We start from the raw sequence: 18,643 nt of genomic DNA on the forward strand, positions 1-18,643 counted from the left end.
TAGGCGTAGCACAAGGTTTACATAAAATTGAAGCGGGTGCTCCAGTAGGCGTAGCACAAGGTTTACATAAAATTGAAGCGGGTGCTCCAGTAGGCGTAGCACAAGGTTTACATAAAATTGAAGCGGGTGCTCCAATAGGCGTAGCACAAGGTTTACATAAAATTGAAGCGGGTGCTCCAGTAGGTGTAGCACAAGGTTTACATAAAATTGAAGCGGGTGCTCCAGTAGGTGTAGCACAAGGTCTACACAAAATTGAAGCGGGTGCTCCAGTAGGTGTAGCACAAGGTCTATACAAAATTGAAGCGGGTGCTCCAGTAGGTGTAGCACAAGGTCTACACAAAATTGAAGCGGGTGCTCCAGTAGGCGTAGCACAAGGTCTACACAAAATTGAAGCGGGTGCTCCAGTAGGTGTAGCACAAGGTCTACACAAAATTGAAGCGGGTGCTCCAGTAGGTGTAGCACAAGGTCTACACAAAATTGAAGCGGGCGCTCCAGTAGGTGTGGCACAAGGTTTACATACATTTGAAGAAGTTAGTTCAGTAGTAGCCCAAGAAGTAAAAGAAAATGAAATGGAACGAAGAAATGAAGGTTTAAATGAATTATGGGAAGTAAACCCTAATATGAGAAAATTCATTCTTAATTCCGAATTAATAAAATATGTTCAAGGATGCATGGGTGTGAAAGATATTAGCTTATTGTCTGATACTCTATTAAACAAACCAGCAAATCATGGTGCGGCTTCACCACTTCATAGGGATGCTCCTTTCTGGAAAGGATTATATCCTCAAAACCAAATAAATTGTTGGATTCCACTACAAGATACAACTGTCAATAATGGTACTTTAGGCTACATTCCGGGTTCACATTTAGATACAGAAAAATTAAGTGAAAAACCTGATGTATTAATGGAATATGATTTAACTTTAACATCTAATCAAAAAGAACAAATTCAATTTATTGAGGTGGAAGCTGGAGATGTTTTAATTCACCACTCATTGACTTTACACGGAACAGGTCCTAACTTAACTGATTCTACTCGTTTAGCATATGTTTTACATTACATGCCTACAGATTCATATGTTGAGGGAAATGAAATGTTTAAAGATATTTCTGGCTGCCCACAACTAGTTAAGAATGGTCAGCCTGTGAGTGAGTTTTAAAAATGGCTCGAAATATTATTTCTGTTTTACCAGATAAAAGTACTATAGAAAATATATTAAGAGGTATTTTAGGCAATCGTGTTTCTATGGAATTTGATGTAGATACTACAAACATAATTTCACCTTCAACATATACTACTAAACTCAAGCTAGGAGATCAAAATGCATGGATAAAGTTTTCTTTAGCTACAAGTCCAAATGAAGGTGCAATTTATCAAAGGCATTTCTCAAATTATTCCACAGTATCATTAGCTAAAGTGCTAATTAATATTAAAGCAAATGATTATGTGAATATGCTTGTACTCGAAGATTTAAATGGCTATTCTCTAAGAGAGCATCCGGAAGGTATTTCCTACCTTTCGGATGCTTCTCAAGTTTTAGCAATGATACAACATCAACTTAATAGAGAATATAACCAACTTGCAATTCAAGAGAACATTAATAATATAAGAGATTATTTATATTTCGGCTTAAATCCTAAGGCGATACATAAATTAAAAGAAGCTTTGGATATGGTTCAGGATGTACCATTTATATTTTTACATGGTGATTCTATTCCAAATAACTGGATTAAGAGCAATGATGAAAAAAGAGGCGTAATTCCTATTGATTTTCAGGAAGTAAAGTTTGGATTTTGTTTACAGGATTTGTATCAGCTAGTACATCCCAGTTATTGGGGAACCGCTGAAAAAGCTGGGATATTAATAAAGGAAGCTATATGTAATTATTCGCAGGTAATGCAAAGGTTGGGATATAAAACTCCATGGTTAAACAACGAATATAAATATTTTAATGCAATTAGTGTTATACATGCTGCATCTATGATGAATTGGTATTACGAACAAGCCAAAAAAGATTATCTAGTTTCTAAAACGGAACCTAACAATATACACCCTATATTCAAGAGTAATCCAACTGATATTCTTGCTCAAAAGAATGAATATGTAATCAAGTCAGAATTTCCGCGAATTTTATAGAATACATTTATATAAGGTGGTATCATGGTTGAAATCATAAGTAATAAGAATTATTTACTATACATACTTATAGTATGTACCAGTCGTATGGCTGATGTGTTAAATAAAATTGTTTTAATTTTATTTATCTTGAGTATAGGAGGAAATGCAACTTCTGTGGGATTTATTCTAATTACTAATTTATTACCTACAATTTTATTTGGATCTATAGCAGGTGCTTTAGCTGATAAATATCATAGTAAAAAAATAATTTACTTTTGTTTTTTATTAAAAGTAATATTATTTTCTATAGTATGGAAAATGGATAGTGGCATATACGTATATGTATTTTCTTTCATCCTTTCTTTAACATCTGTTTTTAGCTTTCCTGTTATAAAAAACATATTAAGAAATTTAGTTCAAAATAAAGACGATATACTCAAAATAAACAGTACGGCGTTAGGAATAAGAAGTATAATAGAAATTGTTGTTCCAATTATTGGGTCCTCTATAGCTATATTTTTGGGCTTTAAAGTTTCCTTTTTAATTTGTAGTTTAATATATTTAATAGCAACACTGTGTGTTTTTTTCCTTAAGTGTGAATGGGATTTAATTAATAATACAAAAGAATCTTTTTTGAGTAAAATTAAAGAAGGATACAGTTATATATTTGAAAATAAAGAAATTAAACAATTGGTTGTTTTTTCTATTTTCATTATGTTCTTTAGTTCTGCAATAAATGTTTTATTACCAATTCATTTTTTAAATCATTTACAAATTGATAAATCTGTGTACGGTATACTTTTAGCTTCACTGGGGTTAGGGTCAACAATTGGAAGTATTATTGTGCCAAAATTAGTAAACAAAAAGCATAAAATGCTAAATATTTTAAAGTATGCCCTTGTGTTTGATGGTTTATTTATGGTAGTACTTGGATACTCACCAAAATATATACCTTTTGTTCTGTTGATTATGTTTTGTTTAGGCATAACATCATCATTTTATTTTATTATTATTGAAACGTATCTTCAACATATTGTAGAGACAGTGTTTATAGGAAGAGTATTCTCAACGTATTACATGATGATTAATACATTTAATATTCTTTCTATGATTACATTTAGTTTTGCAATAGATTATTTAGGTACGGTAAATATATTTACAATATGTGGAGTTGGGATATTGTTTTCATCGCTCGCTTTGTTAAAGTCCGGAAATTTATCTAGAAGTAAGAAAAGGAGAACAGCATGAAATTAATATTTTTAAGGCATGGTGAGGCAGAACACAATATAAATGAGCCAGATTCTTTTCAAATACAGCATCCTAGGTTAACTTTGAAAGGAATAACACAGGTACAAAATTTTAAAAAAAATTTTAATAATCTAGTTAAAGAAGATATTATAGTAGCGAGTCCAACGTACAGAACTCTTGAAACAGCAGAATTATTTACTAAAGAATATGCTTGTAGAAAATATATTTGCTATGCCATAGGTCCGCGAATATATCCCTACAGGGAGAGTGCAAAAACTTTACCTTGTGATGTTGTTATGAAAGAAAAGGAGCTAAGTAGATTTAGCATTGCAAACTCTTTTGGTTTACTATATAAAAAATGTTTTGATGAAAATTTAATTTCGGTAAATCATGTATCAGAACGCCACTATCAAGATATAGCATTATCGTTTTTGGATTGGTGCCGTGCTCAAGAGCGAAAACGTATTTTTCTAGTAACACATGATGGAACAATTAATACCTTTAAAGAGTTAATATTAAATAAAAAATTCACTCGTGATGATATGCTTAACGAAGGTGAGTTTGTCACACTTGATATTTAAATAAAGAAGCTGGGAAAATCTCACCAGCTTCTTTATTTTTTTATGAGAGTTAGTAATGAAGAAGATTTTATATCATTGTGTACAATTTGATTATAAATTCATCTTTGTTTTTCCAATTCTTTATTATATATGTTAATTTTTCAGGAAAGGATTTAATGAGGTGATTCTTCTTTTCCATATCTCCAGTAGCATAATATGTATCTAATACAGTTTTAATCCTTTGAACGAACTCATGTATATGTCTCTCTTTTTTAATATGTGGCTAATTTCTTGCTTGGTGAGTAGGGAAGAGTGGTATATTACTTACTTCAATCTTTTTTAGATGGAGAGGAATATATAACCGATTCTGAAAAATTAGAGGTAAGTGAAGCAAGGAAATGAGTAAAAAGTAGTTAATTTGTTTCTTTTGAAACCATAATTAAAGAGTGTAAAGAGAGGGAATAAGGTAAAGTACCACCTAACAACAATTATTACTTCATAATGCACTTAATAATTATATAATTTTTATATAGCTATATGGTTGGCTATTTTGCAGTAAAGTGGAGGTTATTATGAAAAAGAATGTTTTAGGTCTTAAAGACAGTGATATTTTTAAAATTCAAAGAGTATGGTACGATCCTAACAAAGAGGATACAAAGAAATAAAGGTGTAAACAAGGACTTGTTTTTTTAAAATCGCATTGCTATAATATAAAAGTAATTGGATTTTACAATAAAATATAAAATTAATCAGTTCGCATATAAGAGAAGACCTCAATATGCGCCATGTCCTTAGGGGACGTGTGCGTGTATTGAGGTCTTTTTGCGTTTTTGCGAGCAAAAACACCCGGAGGTGCAGGAATTATGTTGAATTGGTTGTCTGCAAAACTTATGACAACATCAGTAGGGGATTTCTTACTGGCAAAAAGTAGCTTTACGAAGGGTCTTGGTGGTAGTGGCAGTGGTGCTAATGCTGAAACCGTCCAAAAAAGCATGAACACTTTGGTGAAAACCTTAATTGGTTTTGGGGGAATTTGGGTGGCAGCTTGCGTTGTATTTGCAGCTATTAAACTATCTGGTGCACAAGGGAAGAATCCTGAAAACCGTACACAAGCTATGATTGGTTTAGCCTGCGCAGCAATTGGAGGCTTTGTCATGATTAAAGCGTACGATATCGCTGCTTGGGTTACGACAATCTAACATAAGAGTTTGTACAAGCTTTCCTCGATTTGGGGAGAGCTTCTCTTATACAAGGGAGGAAAAAGAATGAGAAAAGTAACCGTTCCTGTTGATATGACTTCGGAACAAAAAACACTACTAGGTGTGCTGAGCAAGCGCCAATTGATTTATCTATTGGGTGGCGGAGCATCCCTTTATTTATATGTACCATTTTTATGGCGACTATTTGCACCTATTGATGCAGTAGTAGCGTTTTTTATTTGCTTAATTTTAGCACTACCAACGGTAATAGGTGTTATAGCGTTTGCGTTTATATATAAAGAAAAACAACATATGTATCTAGATAAGTATTTAATTATTAAAATGCGTAGCCGCTCCGAAAAAGGTAAGTGGAGAAAAGGGTACGAGCCAACTATATGGGCAAAGGAGAATCTGTAAATGTTAGAAATGATATATTTTGCGGCGATAGCCATTGTAGGATTTTTCTTTTATCGGAAAATGAATGGAAAACCGCTGTTTGGTTCTAAGAAAAAAGGGAAAAAGCAAGGTGGAGTAGAGAAACACACTATTGAAAAAGCTGGAAAGAAAAATAAAAAAAATATGTCTGCTGAATCGGAAATTGATGAGGATAATGTTGACTTCTTTCGTGCTTTTGTAGAAGACATTAAGGAAATCGATAATCATATGATTCGGTATCATGATGACACATTTGTCCTGATTGCGGAAGCACATCCAGTTAACTATTACTTACTTTCCAATATGGAACAAGAAGCGATTGATATCAAAATTGAATCATGGTTAACCACATTAGAGTTTAATACGAAAGTATATATTCAAAGTAAGTTTGTAGATTTAACAGATCCTGTACGAAAAATGACAGAAACAATGAAAGGTGCGAAGGACCTTACACCAGAGACAGTTCTATATGGGCAAGAAGTTATCGATAACTTAGAGTACTGGCAACGTTCGCAACCTCGATATGAACAAAAACGTTATTTAATTTACCCATACAAGGTTGATATTAGTACGATTACTGCTGATACAGAGGAAGAGTTGGAAGAAAAGATTGTGGATAAGGCGTTTAACGAATTATATCGCCGTTATAATGCTTCTCGAAATCTACTATCGAAAGCAAAAATTAATGTAGAAATGTTAACGAAAGATAAATTAATAGAACTTTTATACGTAGCATTTAACCGTCGTAAAGCTGTAAAAGCTCGTTTCCAGGACTTAATTGAAAACGAGAATTTCTCCCTCTATTCAACAGGAGAAACAAATGAAAGAAAACTAGAGATAATGAAGAAAGTGCTAGCGGAAGAAAAAGCAGAAAAATCAAATAACGGGGTGGCGTAAACATGAGGTTATTCGGAAAAAAGAAAAAGGAAAAGAAAAAAATAGAAGCAGAAGAGAAGGATGAATTGCAGCTAGAGGAGGAAGAGGCGGAAGAAGAGGAAGTACCGACGCAATTAGATAATCAAACAACAGTGTTTGATGTTATTGCTCCAGAAGGAATGAAAATTGATGCAGAAGATTATGGGGTCATTAAACAATCTTTAGGAAGTAATACGTTCTTCCGTCCGTTTTATATTCCACGTGATGGGTACCCGCGTATGATGCAAACCAATTGGCTCAACATGTTAACTTCGGCTGGGGAAGTGGATGTCATGATCGATATTCATAAAGAACCAAAAGCTAAAGCAATGCGATCATTAGATATGCAGTTGACGATGTTACGTTCGAATCTTTCTTTCCAACGTACACGAGGAAACATTGACCAAGAAAAAGACTTAGATGCAAAAATTCAAGATACAAACAATTTAATGGATGAAATCCAGTTCAATGAAAACGACTCCTATATGGTGAGTACCATGGGTGTTGCGTATGCCGAATCAAAGAAAGAATTGGACGTTTTATGTGAGTATATTGAAGATGAAATGCAAGCATCTCATTTTAAGATTGCAAGTACTTGGAACCGTGTGAAAAGTGGTTTGAAAGCTACTATGCCATTAGGTGCACCAAATACGCTGCAAGATACCTATCGAAATATCGATAGACGTGCGTTATGTACGTTTGCACCATTTGTATCAGGATCCGGGAGATTTAATGGTGGCATACCAATAGGAAAGAATAAAATTACTGGGCAAGTAGAATTTTTAAATTCATTTGGTAATGCAGATTATCGCCCGCCAAACTATAACATTGGTGTAACAGGGATCTCAGGTTCCGGAAAAAGTTTACTTTTAAAAATGAAGTTAGCTCGTGAAACGTCACTTGCAGATACGCATGCAATGATTATCGATCCAGAAGGAGAATTCGTAAAAATTACAAAACGTCTAGGTGGTATTAATTTAAATATTTCACCTGAAAGTAATATCATTATTAATCCTTGTGCAATCGCTGTAACAGAACTTCAGATTACGGATAAAGATGAAGAGCTAGAAGCACTTGAACAATATGATAAGAAAGAACTTGTAGAGCGTGATGGCATGAAGTATGTGAGATTTGTACCAATTTTAGAGAAAATCAATGAAATACTAGGTTTCTTTGACATTATTATTCGCGGGCAAGACTTTGATCAACCAGGATTAAATGTATTCCAACGTACTATGCTAGAAGATGCAATCCGTGAAGTGTTTGATAAACATGGTATTACTTCACATCCTTCCTCTTTATATACAGATGAAGTGAAGAAAGTGGATGGACAGTTAATTCAGTCTCAAGTGAGAAAGCCAGAGCCAGAGTTAAAAGAAATCTATGATGTCATAGTAGAACATCATGGAGACGATGTAAAAGCAGAAGAGTTAATTGCTGCGATTCGACCATTCTTACGCGATGGTTCAAAACCATTATTTGATGGACAAAGTCATTTTGGTCGTGGTGTGGAAACACAGTTAAATGAATCACGCGTTGTTAATTTCAACATTAGTCATTTAGAGGAAGGGTTTTTAAAACCAATCGCTTTCCACGTTATCTTGAACTATATTTGGGAGCATTGGATTAAGAGTCCAGAACACGCTATCAAGCGAAAAGTATTATATGTTGATGAGATGTGGCAGTTTATCGACTATGAACAAACGGTTAACTTCTTGGAAAAAGTAGCACGTCGTTCACGTAAAAGAAATGCCGGTATGTGTTGGGCAAGTCAGGACTTTGTTCGTATCTTAGAAAATGTAAAAGCTCGTGGTATCTTGCAATCTACTTTCTCTTATTTCTTCTTAGAACAAAATAAGATTGATAAGAAAAAAATTCAAGAGAACTTTAACTTAACTGCTGGGGAGCTTGATATTATTCTCAACAATCCAGGAAAAGGAGAAGGGATTTTCCGCGTAGGAGATAGTTCTGTTTGGATTCAAACAGATCCATCAGATAAAGAAATGATGTTTATTGAATCGAATGAAGCGGTACTTCAAGAGCTTCTAAACAATATGAAGAAAGTACAAGGGTACGCAGGATAGTAGCGTACCTTTGTAAAGGAAGGTGAAATTATGCTTGAGAAAATAATAGATTGGGTCGGTGGCCTTGTTATCCATATGGTAAAGGCCCTACTAGCGCCTATTTATGGATTTATGGATACTATTCCAGTTCTAGTCTTTGGTGGAGATAAATCTAATCTAGATTTTTTATATGCAAAGAATGCAGTTACGAATGTATTAGATACCGGTATGCCTGTCATGTTTAAACTTGTTGCTTTTTGTGTCCTCGTCAGTGTAGTGATTACAGCAGCAAAATATTCAGCAACGACTCTGAATCCAAATAATCGCACGGCATTAATTGAATATGCAAAAGACTTAATGATTATCTCGATTTGCCTCTGGCATTTAGATTTCTTTTATAATTTTATTTTTGATCTAAATTCTTGGATTATATTAGAGTTTAAAGAGGCGTTAGGGAATTTTAACCCAGATCAGCAAATACCTCTATTAAAAAATGGACTGGCAGACAATAAGACGATTACAGAACTTTCAATGAAAGACCATAAAAATGATTATATGTTTATCATATTCGGACTATTTATTGAAGCTGGATTAATGATATGGGCAAACTTTTATTATTTAATGCGTGCTGTGACACTATACGTATTAATGTTACTAGGCCCTGTAATGGTAGGAATGTGGATGTTCCCACAAAAGAAACAACAGACGTTATATTGGATTCGTGAACTTATGGGTGCAGTATTAATTCAAGCGATTCACGCAATTACCCTATGGTTAGTTATTACACTTATTGGGGGTGCGCAAAATCCTATTATAAAATTAATATTACTTGCGATGTTTATCCCAGTTGGTGAAATCGTGAAAAGCTTTATTGGACTTAGCACCAATGCATCTGCGGGTATTCATAGAGCGGGTACGATGATGGGTATGGGTGCTTTAGCAAGTGTGGCTGGACTGGTTAAAGGTGTTCGTGATGATTACCGTAATTCAAAAGCAAAACCTGACGATAAAGGGGATAAAGAAAAGACAAAAGAAGATGCTGATAACCCGAAAGATGCATTAGGAGCGAATTTAGGGACAGATGTTGGTACAACATCTCGTGCAGCTCGTATGTTAAAAGCTGGTCAAATTGGAAGTTCAATTGGTAAAGCAGCGACAGGACTTGCAGGTATGGCAGCAGGAGCTGGTCTTGGACCGGGAGCGATGGTAGCAGGATCGCAAGTTGGAAGTGCATTAGGTAGTGCTCCTGGTGCGGTGGCTGGTAGAAGTGTTACTGCAGTCGGCGAAGGAGCTGTAGCTTTAGGAAAACATATTGGTTCCAGTGTAAAGAAGGGTGCGGATACGTATTCAAATCTAAATGGAGAATCTTATCCGGAACTAACCGATGAAGATATCGCACAGGATTTAGCTACAAAAGACTTTGAAAATTGGAAAGCAGATAATCCGGATTCTGCAGTTGCAAGTCGCTTGAAACAAGCATTCCCTGGTGCGTCCGATGCGGAGATTGCTAAAAAAGTAGCGAAAACAAATAGTGATCAAATGTCTCGTTTCTCAAATCAGCGGAAACAAGATTTACAAAATATGAAGAAAACCGCTACACCATATGGAAATGCTAGAGATTTAGTAAACGCTGCAACGAATGCATTCCAAAAGGGGTATGAGGCAGACCATAAAGATACGTTTATGAGTCAGTTACCAGAAAATATGTCAGCAGAAGAGAAAGAGAAACATTGGAACGATCATCTGAACACAAAAGTACAAGGGTTTAGAAACCACGCAGAACAAGCGGCAACAAAAGCAGGAGCCATGCCAGTTGATGCGAAGGACAAACAAGGGAACAATCTGTTTGATAAGTCCTATGTGAATAAAGATGCGTTTGCTTCTCGACTTGCATTAGGAAAAGTTGGAAAAGCAGTCGAGGATGTAAAAGGAGAAACGTTAGAAAGTGGCCATCAAAATATGGGACAAGTAGGTGCACTTGTCGGTGCTTCTACTGCTGCATTTAAGAAAGCATATAGTGCAGACCATAAGGCAGGATTTATGAAACAATTCCCTGCAGATATGCCGCAACAAGAAAAAGAAGCCGCATGGAATAAGCATTTAGATCAAAAAGTACAAGGATTTCAAAATCATGCGCAACAAGCGGCGGAATCAGCTGGTATTGTACAGCAAAAAGACGGTACAAACTATGCGAATAAAAAAGCTTTCGCTTCTCATTTATCACAACAGTTACAAAAAAATCCTGGTTTAAATGCTATGGGTGTATCTAATGCGGCAGGCATTCAGAAGGCAGTCAACGGCGTGAAAACGCACGGTTTGACAAGTGGAACAGGAAGCCAGCAAGCAAAACAAGTAAGTAATGTTGGCAACCTGGTACAAGCCTCTACAGAATCCTTTAAACAAGGCTATGCAGCAGAACAACAGGCAAGCTTTATGAAGAACTTGTCTCCAACAATGTCTCAACCACAAAAAGAGCAAGCTTGGCAGTCGCACTTGAATGAAAAAGGAAATGAATTTAAAGCAGTGGCACAACAAGCGGCAGTACAAGCGGGAGCGATGCCCGTACAGGCGAAAGATACGAGTGGTAAGAGTCTACATAATCAATCGTATATTAATAAAGATGCCTTTGCTTCGCAATTAACGAAAGGATTACAAAGCCATGCAAGTCTTGGAACGGTGAGTCAACAAGTAGGTTCTGGAGTTACTAGTGCGATTCAAGGTGTTCGTTCACATGGCGTTGCAACAGGTGGCGCAATCAATAAAGCTGTGTATGCAGCGACACAAACGCAAGCGAGTATAGCACGTGCAGGAGATCTTTCCGTTGCGGAAATTGAACGATCTTATGCAGATGCATCAACAAGTGTAGCGAATATTGCACAAAGTGCTGGTAAAATGTCTATCCCAACCTCTGCAGTAGGGCGTATGACACAGCAAAGTACAAAACTTGGCATGAGTGTAATGGAAGGTGCGAAACACCTTATGCTTGCGGATCGCATTGATACGGTATCAAATGCATACTTTAGTGCAGCGAGTGCTGTTCAACAATCCGGAGGGAATGCAGTACAAAGAGTGATAAGTGGGACTACTGCTGCAGTTAATACATCATTAGGTGGGAATGCAGCAGAGCGCCACTATAATGTGACAAAAGGCTTAAGTTACGCCGCAGGTGTGATTGGTGGTGCGGGTGCTTATCAAGCAACTGCACGTATGGTAAGTAAACATAATCCGTATAACAGTGCAGTTCGTACAGAAGCAAAAGAGATTCAGGAAATTCAACAGATGGTACCGACAACAACAGATCATACAGGCGCGCAATCGGTTGTAAAAGGTGCAGTACGTCTTGTTACGACAAATAATAAATCCTGGATTGAAGCAAAAGATTCTAGTGGTATGACGCAAGTTGTATCTCGCTATGGTAGTGGGGATAGCAGTATACGTTCTGGACAAGTCGTATATCAGGACTTAAATATTTCAGACGGACAATTAACGCAGTATCGTAATGGTGCGAAAGCATCTCCAGCCTATATACAAGATTCAAGTGGTGGCAAAATCAATATCAATCGCTCGATTAATGTAAATCCAAATCAATTAGTAGGAAACCAAAGTCAAAGACCGTTACAACAGAAACCGGTATTTAATGAACCACCACTTACGGTAAATCACAAGGTAGACAATGGTCACTTCTATATGTCTGATTTAGACCAAGGTGGCTATAAGAATGTACAAATGGTGGTAGAAAGAGATCGTAGTTATATGGTTGCGACAACAACAGACGGTACAGTGTCACGTATTTCGCCGTTCGGAAAAGGAGATACGCGCTTACAAGCAAACCAAAGGATTGAAAGAGCTTGTGAAGTGAAAGACAGTAGTATTAAGCCAAGAGAAGAAATCTTAGTAACACATACACAGGATGAAGTTGTTCGTACAGAGACGCATCTGAATTTATCAGAACATGACCCACAAAATCTGATTCCATTTGCGCCAAATCCTCGCTTAGCACAGCGAAGAGGAAGAAATTCTCAAAATGGAAAATATGGTGTGATAAGTCTATGAGTCAAAACCCTAACGATCCAAATGAACAGAAAAAAAGTAATCCTTTAAAAGATGTAGCTTCCCACTTTATTAAGAAAAAAGGGATGCAAGCGCGTGGAAAGATGGCAAAATTGGCAGGAAAAGCAGGAAAGGCGGCAGCGAAAGCTGCTGCCAAAATGCTAAAAGCAGGTATATTAAAAATTGTGGGTGCTGTTGTGGCAGCGGTTGGAGTACCTGCCGCTTTGATTATGGGAGTAATTATTGCTGTGTGTGTGATTTTAGTTTCTTTTGTACCTTTTACCGATGATGAAGGTAAAACAGAGGAACAAGTAAAAAAATATATGGAAGTCTCAATGGCTCTGAATGTGGATTGGAAAGAGGTTGTCGCCTTTGACATGGCGCGATATGATAATGATTTAACTGGTAAAGATCCGCATGATGCTATATCATATTTCTTGGATATCCAATATGAAGAATATACAGAAAAAGAGGTATGCGAGGCGGGACCGAATGGTCCTTGTGAAAAAAAGAAAAAAGAGATGCAAAAAACAAAATCTGAAAGTTACTCCGGACCAGATGTAAAAAAGATATTAGGAGATACAGATTTTAAGAAAAAAATAGATGAGATTAATGCAAGTGGAAGTAAAAAAGTCACAACATCTTCTCATGGGCTAGAGAAAGCCATGGAACTCGCAAAGTTTAGTAAAAGTCAAAAAGAGCGGGCTCGTGAGATATTAGAAGCCGGGATGTTAGAAGGAATGTATGGACATCTTGCTCCTACTACTGGTGGATTTATTGGTGGTATGTGTGTAGGTAATGTAAGTCCTGGCGGGGAGCCTGTTAACCTTAATGCAAAAGTTACAGGATACCTTCCTAAAATTAAAGAAATGGCAGAAAAACATGGTGTTGCTCAATATGTTGGTATTTTGGCTGCCCAAATGATGCAGGAATCAGGTGGAGCAGGAAATGACCCGATGCAGGCTTCAGAGGGGCATTATGGAGATATGAGCCCATCTTGTGTAGGTGTCAAGGGGAATGCACGTGTAGGATGTATTAAAGATCCTAACATTTCTATTGAAGCAGGCGTACAAGAATTTAAAGATGTGTTAGCAAAGGCGAATGGAGATATAGCTCTAGCCTTACAATCTTATAATTTTGGATCAGGATTCATTAGCTATGCATTAGCAAAGGGTGGCTATTCAGAGGAAACAGCCATTGAGTTCTCGAGAAGTAAGAATCATTTAAACCCAGCAGGTTGCTCCGATCCGAATAATTTCAGGACAAAGGTTAATGCGTGCTACGGTGATTTCACATATGTTTCCAAAGTTTTGAAATATTATAAAGATTTAGGATGTGTGGCGGATGTATCTGGAGAATGGATTTCTGATAAAGGTTGGAAATGGCCAACGAAATCAGGGCGTATTACAGATACGTTTGATGCAGTTCGTGGTGGAAAACAACATAATGCTGTAGATATTGGGGCTATGACCGCCGGAAAAGCTGGGGACCCCGTATGGTCGATGGAAGCGGGTATTGTAACAAACCAAACAGGAAATGTAAACGGTGGTGGTCTAGGTGTCTATGTAGACCATGGAAATGGTATTGTATCTCGGTACTTACATTTGAGTAAAATATCAGTTGCACCAGGAACTATGGTGACAAAAGGGCAAATTATTGGGGAAATGGGCGGTTCTAACTACGATAAAGATACTGGTTTCCTTAATATGAATGGATACGCCGTCCATTTAGATTTCCAAATTCGTATTAATGACCAACCAACAGATCCAATGAAATTCTTTAAGAAAAATGATGATCCAGGGTTATCATCAGGTGGTGCTCCTACAATGACAAATGCCAAACGACAAAAAGTATTGGAAGAAGCAAAAAAATGGGTTGGACAAGGGAAAGTAAGCTATGTATCTGGTGCTAGAAATCCAGCTGCAGGTAGTGCAGATTGTTCTGGATTCACACAATATGTGTTTAAAACCAGTATAGGTGTCCAGCTTGGAGATTGGACAGGTGCCCAAATTGGACAAGGAAAACAGGTGCCAGATATCGGTCGTGCACAATCAGGAGATTTAATTTTCTATGAAAATCCTAATCATGTATCTATTTATTTAGGGAATCAGAAAATGATTCATATTGGTGATAATAAGGGTGTACAAATTACAGGTCTAAACTATACGGCAAGAGGACAACATATGTCGCAAATCCGTAATGTTATAGACTGATAAGGGATGAGAGTAGATGAAGAAAATAATCAACATTTTATCCAATATGCCTCGTAAGTACTTGGTCATATTAGGAATTATTGTACTAGTGGTAGGTGTTGCTACCTATAATACTATTCATCGTTACATGATGAAATCTCAAGTACAAGAGGAAGAGCAAGTAAATCAAGATGAAATCGAGATGCTTGGAGATAAGCCAAAGGGATTTGATACAAAAGAAGAGGAATATATCGCAAAGACAAAAACTGTAGAGGATTTACTACGAAAAATTTCTAATAGTAGTTATGATGTACCGTACTTGTTTACAAAGGCTGGATTTGGTATTGAACCGATGAAAATGACAAGTAATGAGCGTATGCTGGCTACAGAAGCTGTACAACGATATTTCCTAAATGGGGATCAGTTTTACAATGCGCGAATTACCAAAATTGACCGTGGGAAAAAAGTAGATACGTTTCATATTGAAGTTTTAATTCAACAGGTAAACTTCTTAGAAACACGACAATTTAAAGTGCAGGTAAATAAATATGCACAAATTGTAACACCAATTGCACAAATTCCACATGGACAAGAAGAAGTACCTGTAGATTAAGAAGGAAATGAGGGTTGTGGAGAAAAACACAACCCTTTTTTAAAAAAATAAAGAGTACCTAAAAATATTCATTGAATATTCATAATTTTCTGATGTAACAAAACCATGGTTAAAAGAAATTTGTATATAACGCTAAAATGAGATGGATATGGAGGAATACAAATGAGAATGTTAATTGGAACAGCTGCGAATTTTGTTTCTGGATATTATATAGGGCGAAATTCTGGATTATTAGGAACGTTGCTTGGATGGTTTTTTTGTTGGGTGGTGGCTATCTGTTAATAGAAAATTGGGATAGTATCACAGTCTGGATGCATAGTTTGAATATTGTACAAGGACTAGATGGTTACGAAGACATGAGCAATAGCTTTATTTTTATCTGCTTGGTAGTAAGTGGCTTTATTCTTATCTTGTTGTCCCCGATTTTCATTATTTTAATAATAGTTTGTTTCGTTTTAATGAATATTGTTGCTTGTACACTTTATTGATGTAGCAAAAGAGTACGCAAAGAAGTATGATGTCCCACTATTATTTAATCAGGGATTTGGTGGAACAGGCGCGTTAGAGATTGGGTTAAAGTATCTGCAAGCGGCTTGATTTTAGTAGGTAGTCTGACAAAACTTTTTGGATATTTATCATATAATCATTATATATAATTTTTTAGTTTTCAAATTCGTAATTTCTTAACTTAATAAAATATGAATTTTGTACAGAAATGGAGAATGACTATGTCAAAAACAAAGAGGGAGCAGGTATTAAGTGCAACGGTAAATGCTTAGGTCGCTAAAAATTATGCGGAGAGTCAGGCTTGGATAAACGAGACTTTAAGAATAATGGCAAAAGGAACTAAATATGAGTCAGATGTTAATGAAGCGCTTGAAGTTTGTGAGAAATACAAAGAGCTAAAAACACTAAATTAAAAGAAGTTAATAGAAATAAGAAATCCGGAATTTTAATATAAGCGTTATTTGATAAAAAATAAGAAAGTCCTAGCTTTCTTATTATATGTAAAAAGTCATATGTTTTTTATCTTCTTTATAGTACTCTAACCGGTTTTGCAAAGTGCCAGTGTGGAACTCAAACTTATGGCCATCTGGATCTGTAAAGTAAAGAGATCTTTGGTCTCTCTCATCCCTTTCTCGACCAGGTAAAATATTAACATCATTTTGAATTAATGCTTCTTTTAAACGGTCTAATGCTTCATTTGTTACAGTGAAAGCCATATGTGTATAAGATTGCTTAATTTCATTTCTTGGTATATCTTCTTCAACATTTAAAGCAATCCATAATCCATTTAAATCAAAATACGCTAATTTTCTACCTTTTACTAATAATTTTGCTTGAAGTATTTTTTGATAGAATTCAATAGATTTTTCCAAGTTTGATACAGAAAAACAAATATGGTTAATGCCCTGTAGCATACAAAACGCCCCCTATAATTAAATGATTTTTAATATTTTTATATAAAGATTATAAAAGTTTAGGCGCGATTTATAAAGAATTATTACCAAATAGTTATCTTGTAATCAAAAATAAAATAACCTGCTAGTTATAACGGGTTATTTCCACAAGGTGTGCAAGGAATGCAAGGTAACTGGACTAGGGAAACCTGTAGATTTCCTTGTAATTGTAATGTATGCAAAGGAATCAATAAGGTTAATGAAGTTTAAACAAAATCCTTATTTCAACAGAAAAAAGAACGCACGGGAAAGCGCTCTTTGACCAGGATTTATATGAAAAAGTATCGGCAATTTAATCTTATGTATGTTTTCAGTTTATGTGCAAGTTAGAATCAAATCTTTATTTAAGAGGGGAACGAAATCGTGAAATATGATAAACAAGAATGTCCGAAATGTAGCAATCCGGTTAAAACTTTATATAGACCATCAATGAGTTATAAAGGCCCAAATCTTTGCTATTGGTGTAATCGGAAACGTGTTAAAGAAGAAAAAGAAATGAACGTACAAAACTAACACAAAATCTTTATTAAAAATAACGAACAAAAAGCACTACTGGGTCCTGTGAAAGTTCGTGATTTAATACAAAATCGTTAATTAAATCAAAAAGTGAAAGGAAAATACATTAATATGAATAATAGTAATATACATAAATCAGGTTATATCATACTGATTTATTTTATAATGACGCAGTTTGTGGGGATAATAGGTGTACAATTGCTAGCGAAGACAGGTTGGTATGATATTCAGGGAAACCAACAGCAAGCAATCCAACAACTTCTTGTGCATTGGGAACTAATTGGGTTCTCACTTATGCTGATAATCATTTTTCTTATATATAGTAAAGAAATAATAAAAGATCCAAGGCTATCGATTAAATTATCAAGAAACTCATTCATATGGATTTTAGCTGGGATCATATTCGTATTTCTTGCGCAGATGATTGGTAGTGTGTTAGACAAGAGTGTATTTCAGCTAACTACGCAATCAGAAAATACGTCTAGTACAGTCGCTGCTGCAGCAATATCTCCTTTGGCACTTGTTTCAATTGTTCTTCTTGCACCTTTAGTAGAAGAGTTTGTTTTTCGTTATGCGGCTATAAATATTTTAATGTCCAAGTTTAAGCAAACTTGGAGCATACTAATAAGCTCATTGTTTTTTTCTATCATTCATTTTGATTTTCCATTTATATTTGGATATTTTCTAATTGGGCTTGTACTTGCTGTAGTATATGTGCGTACTAATAGGTTACTAGTATCATTTGTTGTTCATGCTAGTATGAATTTAATTGTTGTTATACTCCAGATTTCTTGATGAAAAAGCAGCGGATTCGCGCATCTTACAGCCCTTCCCGAACGAGAAAGCCCCTCGCCTTTAGGCATGCGATGAAAGTGAGGTTGGATAAGGAGTGCACTAAAAACCGCAAGGTTTGTAGCACTCTAAGTATCCAAAATGTTGGTATCTTTTATTTTTTTATCTTTCGTGTTGCAGTTTTGTAATCTAACTGATACGATGCAACATGATGAATGATTATAGAAGAACCAAAACAACCGTGTCATTAATTAACTATCATTTTGTGTTTTGCCCGCGATACAGAAGAAAGATTTTTCTTAACACAAAAGTAGAAGAACGTTTCAAGGAGTTGGTTCAAGAAATATGTGGAGAATTGGATATTTCTATTGTTGCAATGGAATGCGACAAAGACCACGTTCACTTGTTCTTAAATACACCACCAACACTTAGTCCTGCTGATACAATGGCAAAAATTAAAGGAGTGACATCAAAACGTTTG

15 protein-coding genes and 2 pseudogenes are annotated in these 18,643 nt (G+C 35.8%); 16 read left to right on the top strand and 1 reads right to left on the bottom strand.

Annotated elements, in window-relative coordinates:
- The 13 genes and pseudogenes from D1166_RS29430 to D1166_RS29490 form a co-directional block, all read left to right on the top strand.
- The coding region (locus D1166_RS29430) for a phytanoyl-CoA dioxygenase family protein (RefSeq protein ID WP_165851688.1) at nucleotides 1-1,160 on the top strand (1,160 nt) is incomplete at its 5' end.
- A 2-nt stretch (nucleotides 1,161-1,162) separates the two neighbouring features.
- Nucleotides 1,163-2,137 (top strand): hypothetical protein, encoded by a 975-nt coding sequence (locus tag D1166_RS29435; protein WP_097856745.1) that lies wholly within the window; start codon nucleotides 1,163-1,165, stop codon nucleotides 2,135-2,137.
- A gap of 24 nt (nucleotides 2,138-2,161) precedes the next feature.
- Nucleotides 2,162-3,367: an MFS transporter gene (locus tag D1166_RS29440; RefSeq protein WP_097856746.1), complete on the top strand. Its 1,206-nt coding sequence runs from the start codon at nucleotides 2,162-2,164 to the stop codon at nucleotides 3,365-3,367.
- Entirely contained in the window at nucleotides 3,364-3,948 is a 585-nt protein-coding gene (locus tag D1166_RS29445; RefSeq protein WP_097856747.1) for a phosphoglycerate mutase family protein, read from the top strand. The genes D1166_RS29440 and D1166_RS29445 overlap by 4 nt, the downstream gene beginning before the upstream one ends.
- Nucleotides 3,949-4,757: 809 nt before the next feature.
- Complete coding sequence (locus D1166_RS29450; protein ID WP_003308572.1) at nucleotides 4,758-5,126, top strand: hypothetical protein; 369 nt, start codon at nucleotides 4,758-4,760, stop codon at nucleotides 5,124-5,126.
- A gap of 66 nt (nucleotides 5,127-5,192) precedes the next feature.
- On the top strand, nucleotides 5,193-5,543 hold the full coding sequence (locus D1166_RS29455; protein WP_016090329.1) for a PrgI family protein: 351 nt from the start codon (nucleotides 5,193-5,195) through the stop codon (nucleotides 5,541-5,543).
- Entirely contained in the window at nucleotides 5,544-6,458 is a 915-nt protein-coding gene (locus tag D1166_RS29460; RefSeq protein ID WP_016090330.1) for a hypothetical protein, read from the top strand.
- Nucleotides 6,459-6,523: 65 nt separating this feature from the next.
- On the top strand, nucleotides 6,524-8,560 hold the full coding sequence (locus D1166_RS29465; RefSeq protein ID WP_422851116.1) for a VirB4 family type IV secretion system protein: 2,037 nt from the start codon (nucleotides 6,524-6,526) through the stop codon (nucleotides 8,558-8,560).
- Nucleotides 8,561-8,590: 30 nt separating this feature from the next.
- Complete coding sequence (locus tag D1166_RS29470) at nucleotides 8,591-12,592, top strand: TrbL/VirB6 family protein (protein ID WP_118043529.1); 4,002 nt, start codon at nucleotides 8,591-8,593, stop codon at nucleotides 12,590-12,592.
- On the top strand, nucleotides 12,589-14,802 hold the full coding sequence (locus D1166_RS29475) for a lysozyme family protein (RefSeq protein WP_118043530.1): 2,214 nt from the start codon (nucleotides 12,589-12,591) through the stop codon (nucleotides 14,800-14,802). The genes D1166_RS29470 and D1166_RS29475 overlap by 4 nt, the downstream gene beginning before the upstream one ends.
- A 16-nt stretch (nucleotides 14,803-14,818) precedes the next feature.
- On the top strand, nucleotides 14,819-15,394 hold the full coding sequence (locus D1166_RS29480; RefSeq protein WP_097842878.1) for a hypothetical protein: 576 nt from the start codon (nucleotides 14,819-14,821) through the stop codon (nucleotides 15,392-15,394).
- A gap of 162 nt (nucleotides 15,395-15,556) precedes the next feature.
- Nucleotides 15,557-15,882 (top strand): annotated as a pseudogene (locus D1166_RS29485) (hypothetical protein).
- Nucleotides 15,878-15,991, top strand: a pseudogene (locus tag D1166_RS29490) (DUF2325 domain-containing protein); the annotation flags it as partial. The pseudogenes D1166_RS29485 and D1166_RS29490, both read left to right, overlap by 5 nt.
- 404 nt (nucleotides 15,992-16,395) lie before the next feature.
- Here D1166_RS29490 and fosB read toward each other — a convergent pair.
- The gene (gene fosB / locus D1166_RS29500) at nucleotides 16,396-16,815 is read right to left on the bottom strand and encodes a FosB/FosD family fosfomycin resistance bacillithiol transferase (RefSeq protein ID WP_089608010.1); all 420 of its coding nucleotides are present in this window, start codon (nucleotides 16,813-16,815) and stop codon (nucleotides 16,396-16,398) included.
- 402 nt (nucleotides 16,816-17,217) lie between these two features.
- Between fosB and D1166_RS31500 the strand changes: the two genes are divergently transcribed.
- The 3 genes from D1166_RS31500 to tnpA form a co-directional block, all read left to right on the top strand.
- The gene (locus tag D1166_RS31500; protein WP_000872738.1) at nucleotides 17,218-17,367 is read left to right on the top strand and encodes a hypothetical protein; all 150 of its coding nucleotides are present in this window, start codon (nucleotides 17,218-17,220) and stop codon (nucleotides 17,365-17,367) included.
- Nucleotides 17,368-17,481: 114 nt separating this feature from the next.
- Entirely contained in the window at nucleotides 17,482-18,165 is a 684-nt protein-coding gene (locus D1166_RS29505; RefSeq protein ID WP_089608011.1) for a CPBP family intramembrane glutamic endopeptidase, read from the top strand.
- A 205-nt stretch (nucleotides 18,166-18,370) separates the two neighbouring features.
- On the top strand, nucleotides 18,371-18,643 hold a 273-nt coding region (gene tnpA / locus D1166_RS29510), incomplete at its 3' end, for an IS200/IS605 family transposase (RefSeq protein ID WP_118043531.1).

This window comes from Bacillus sp. ISO11 (assembly GCF_003458115.1).
In the GTDB taxonomy this organism is placed as follows: domain Bacteria; phylum Bacillota; class Bacilli; order Bacillales; family Bacillaceae_G; genus Bacillus_A; species Bacillus_A cereus.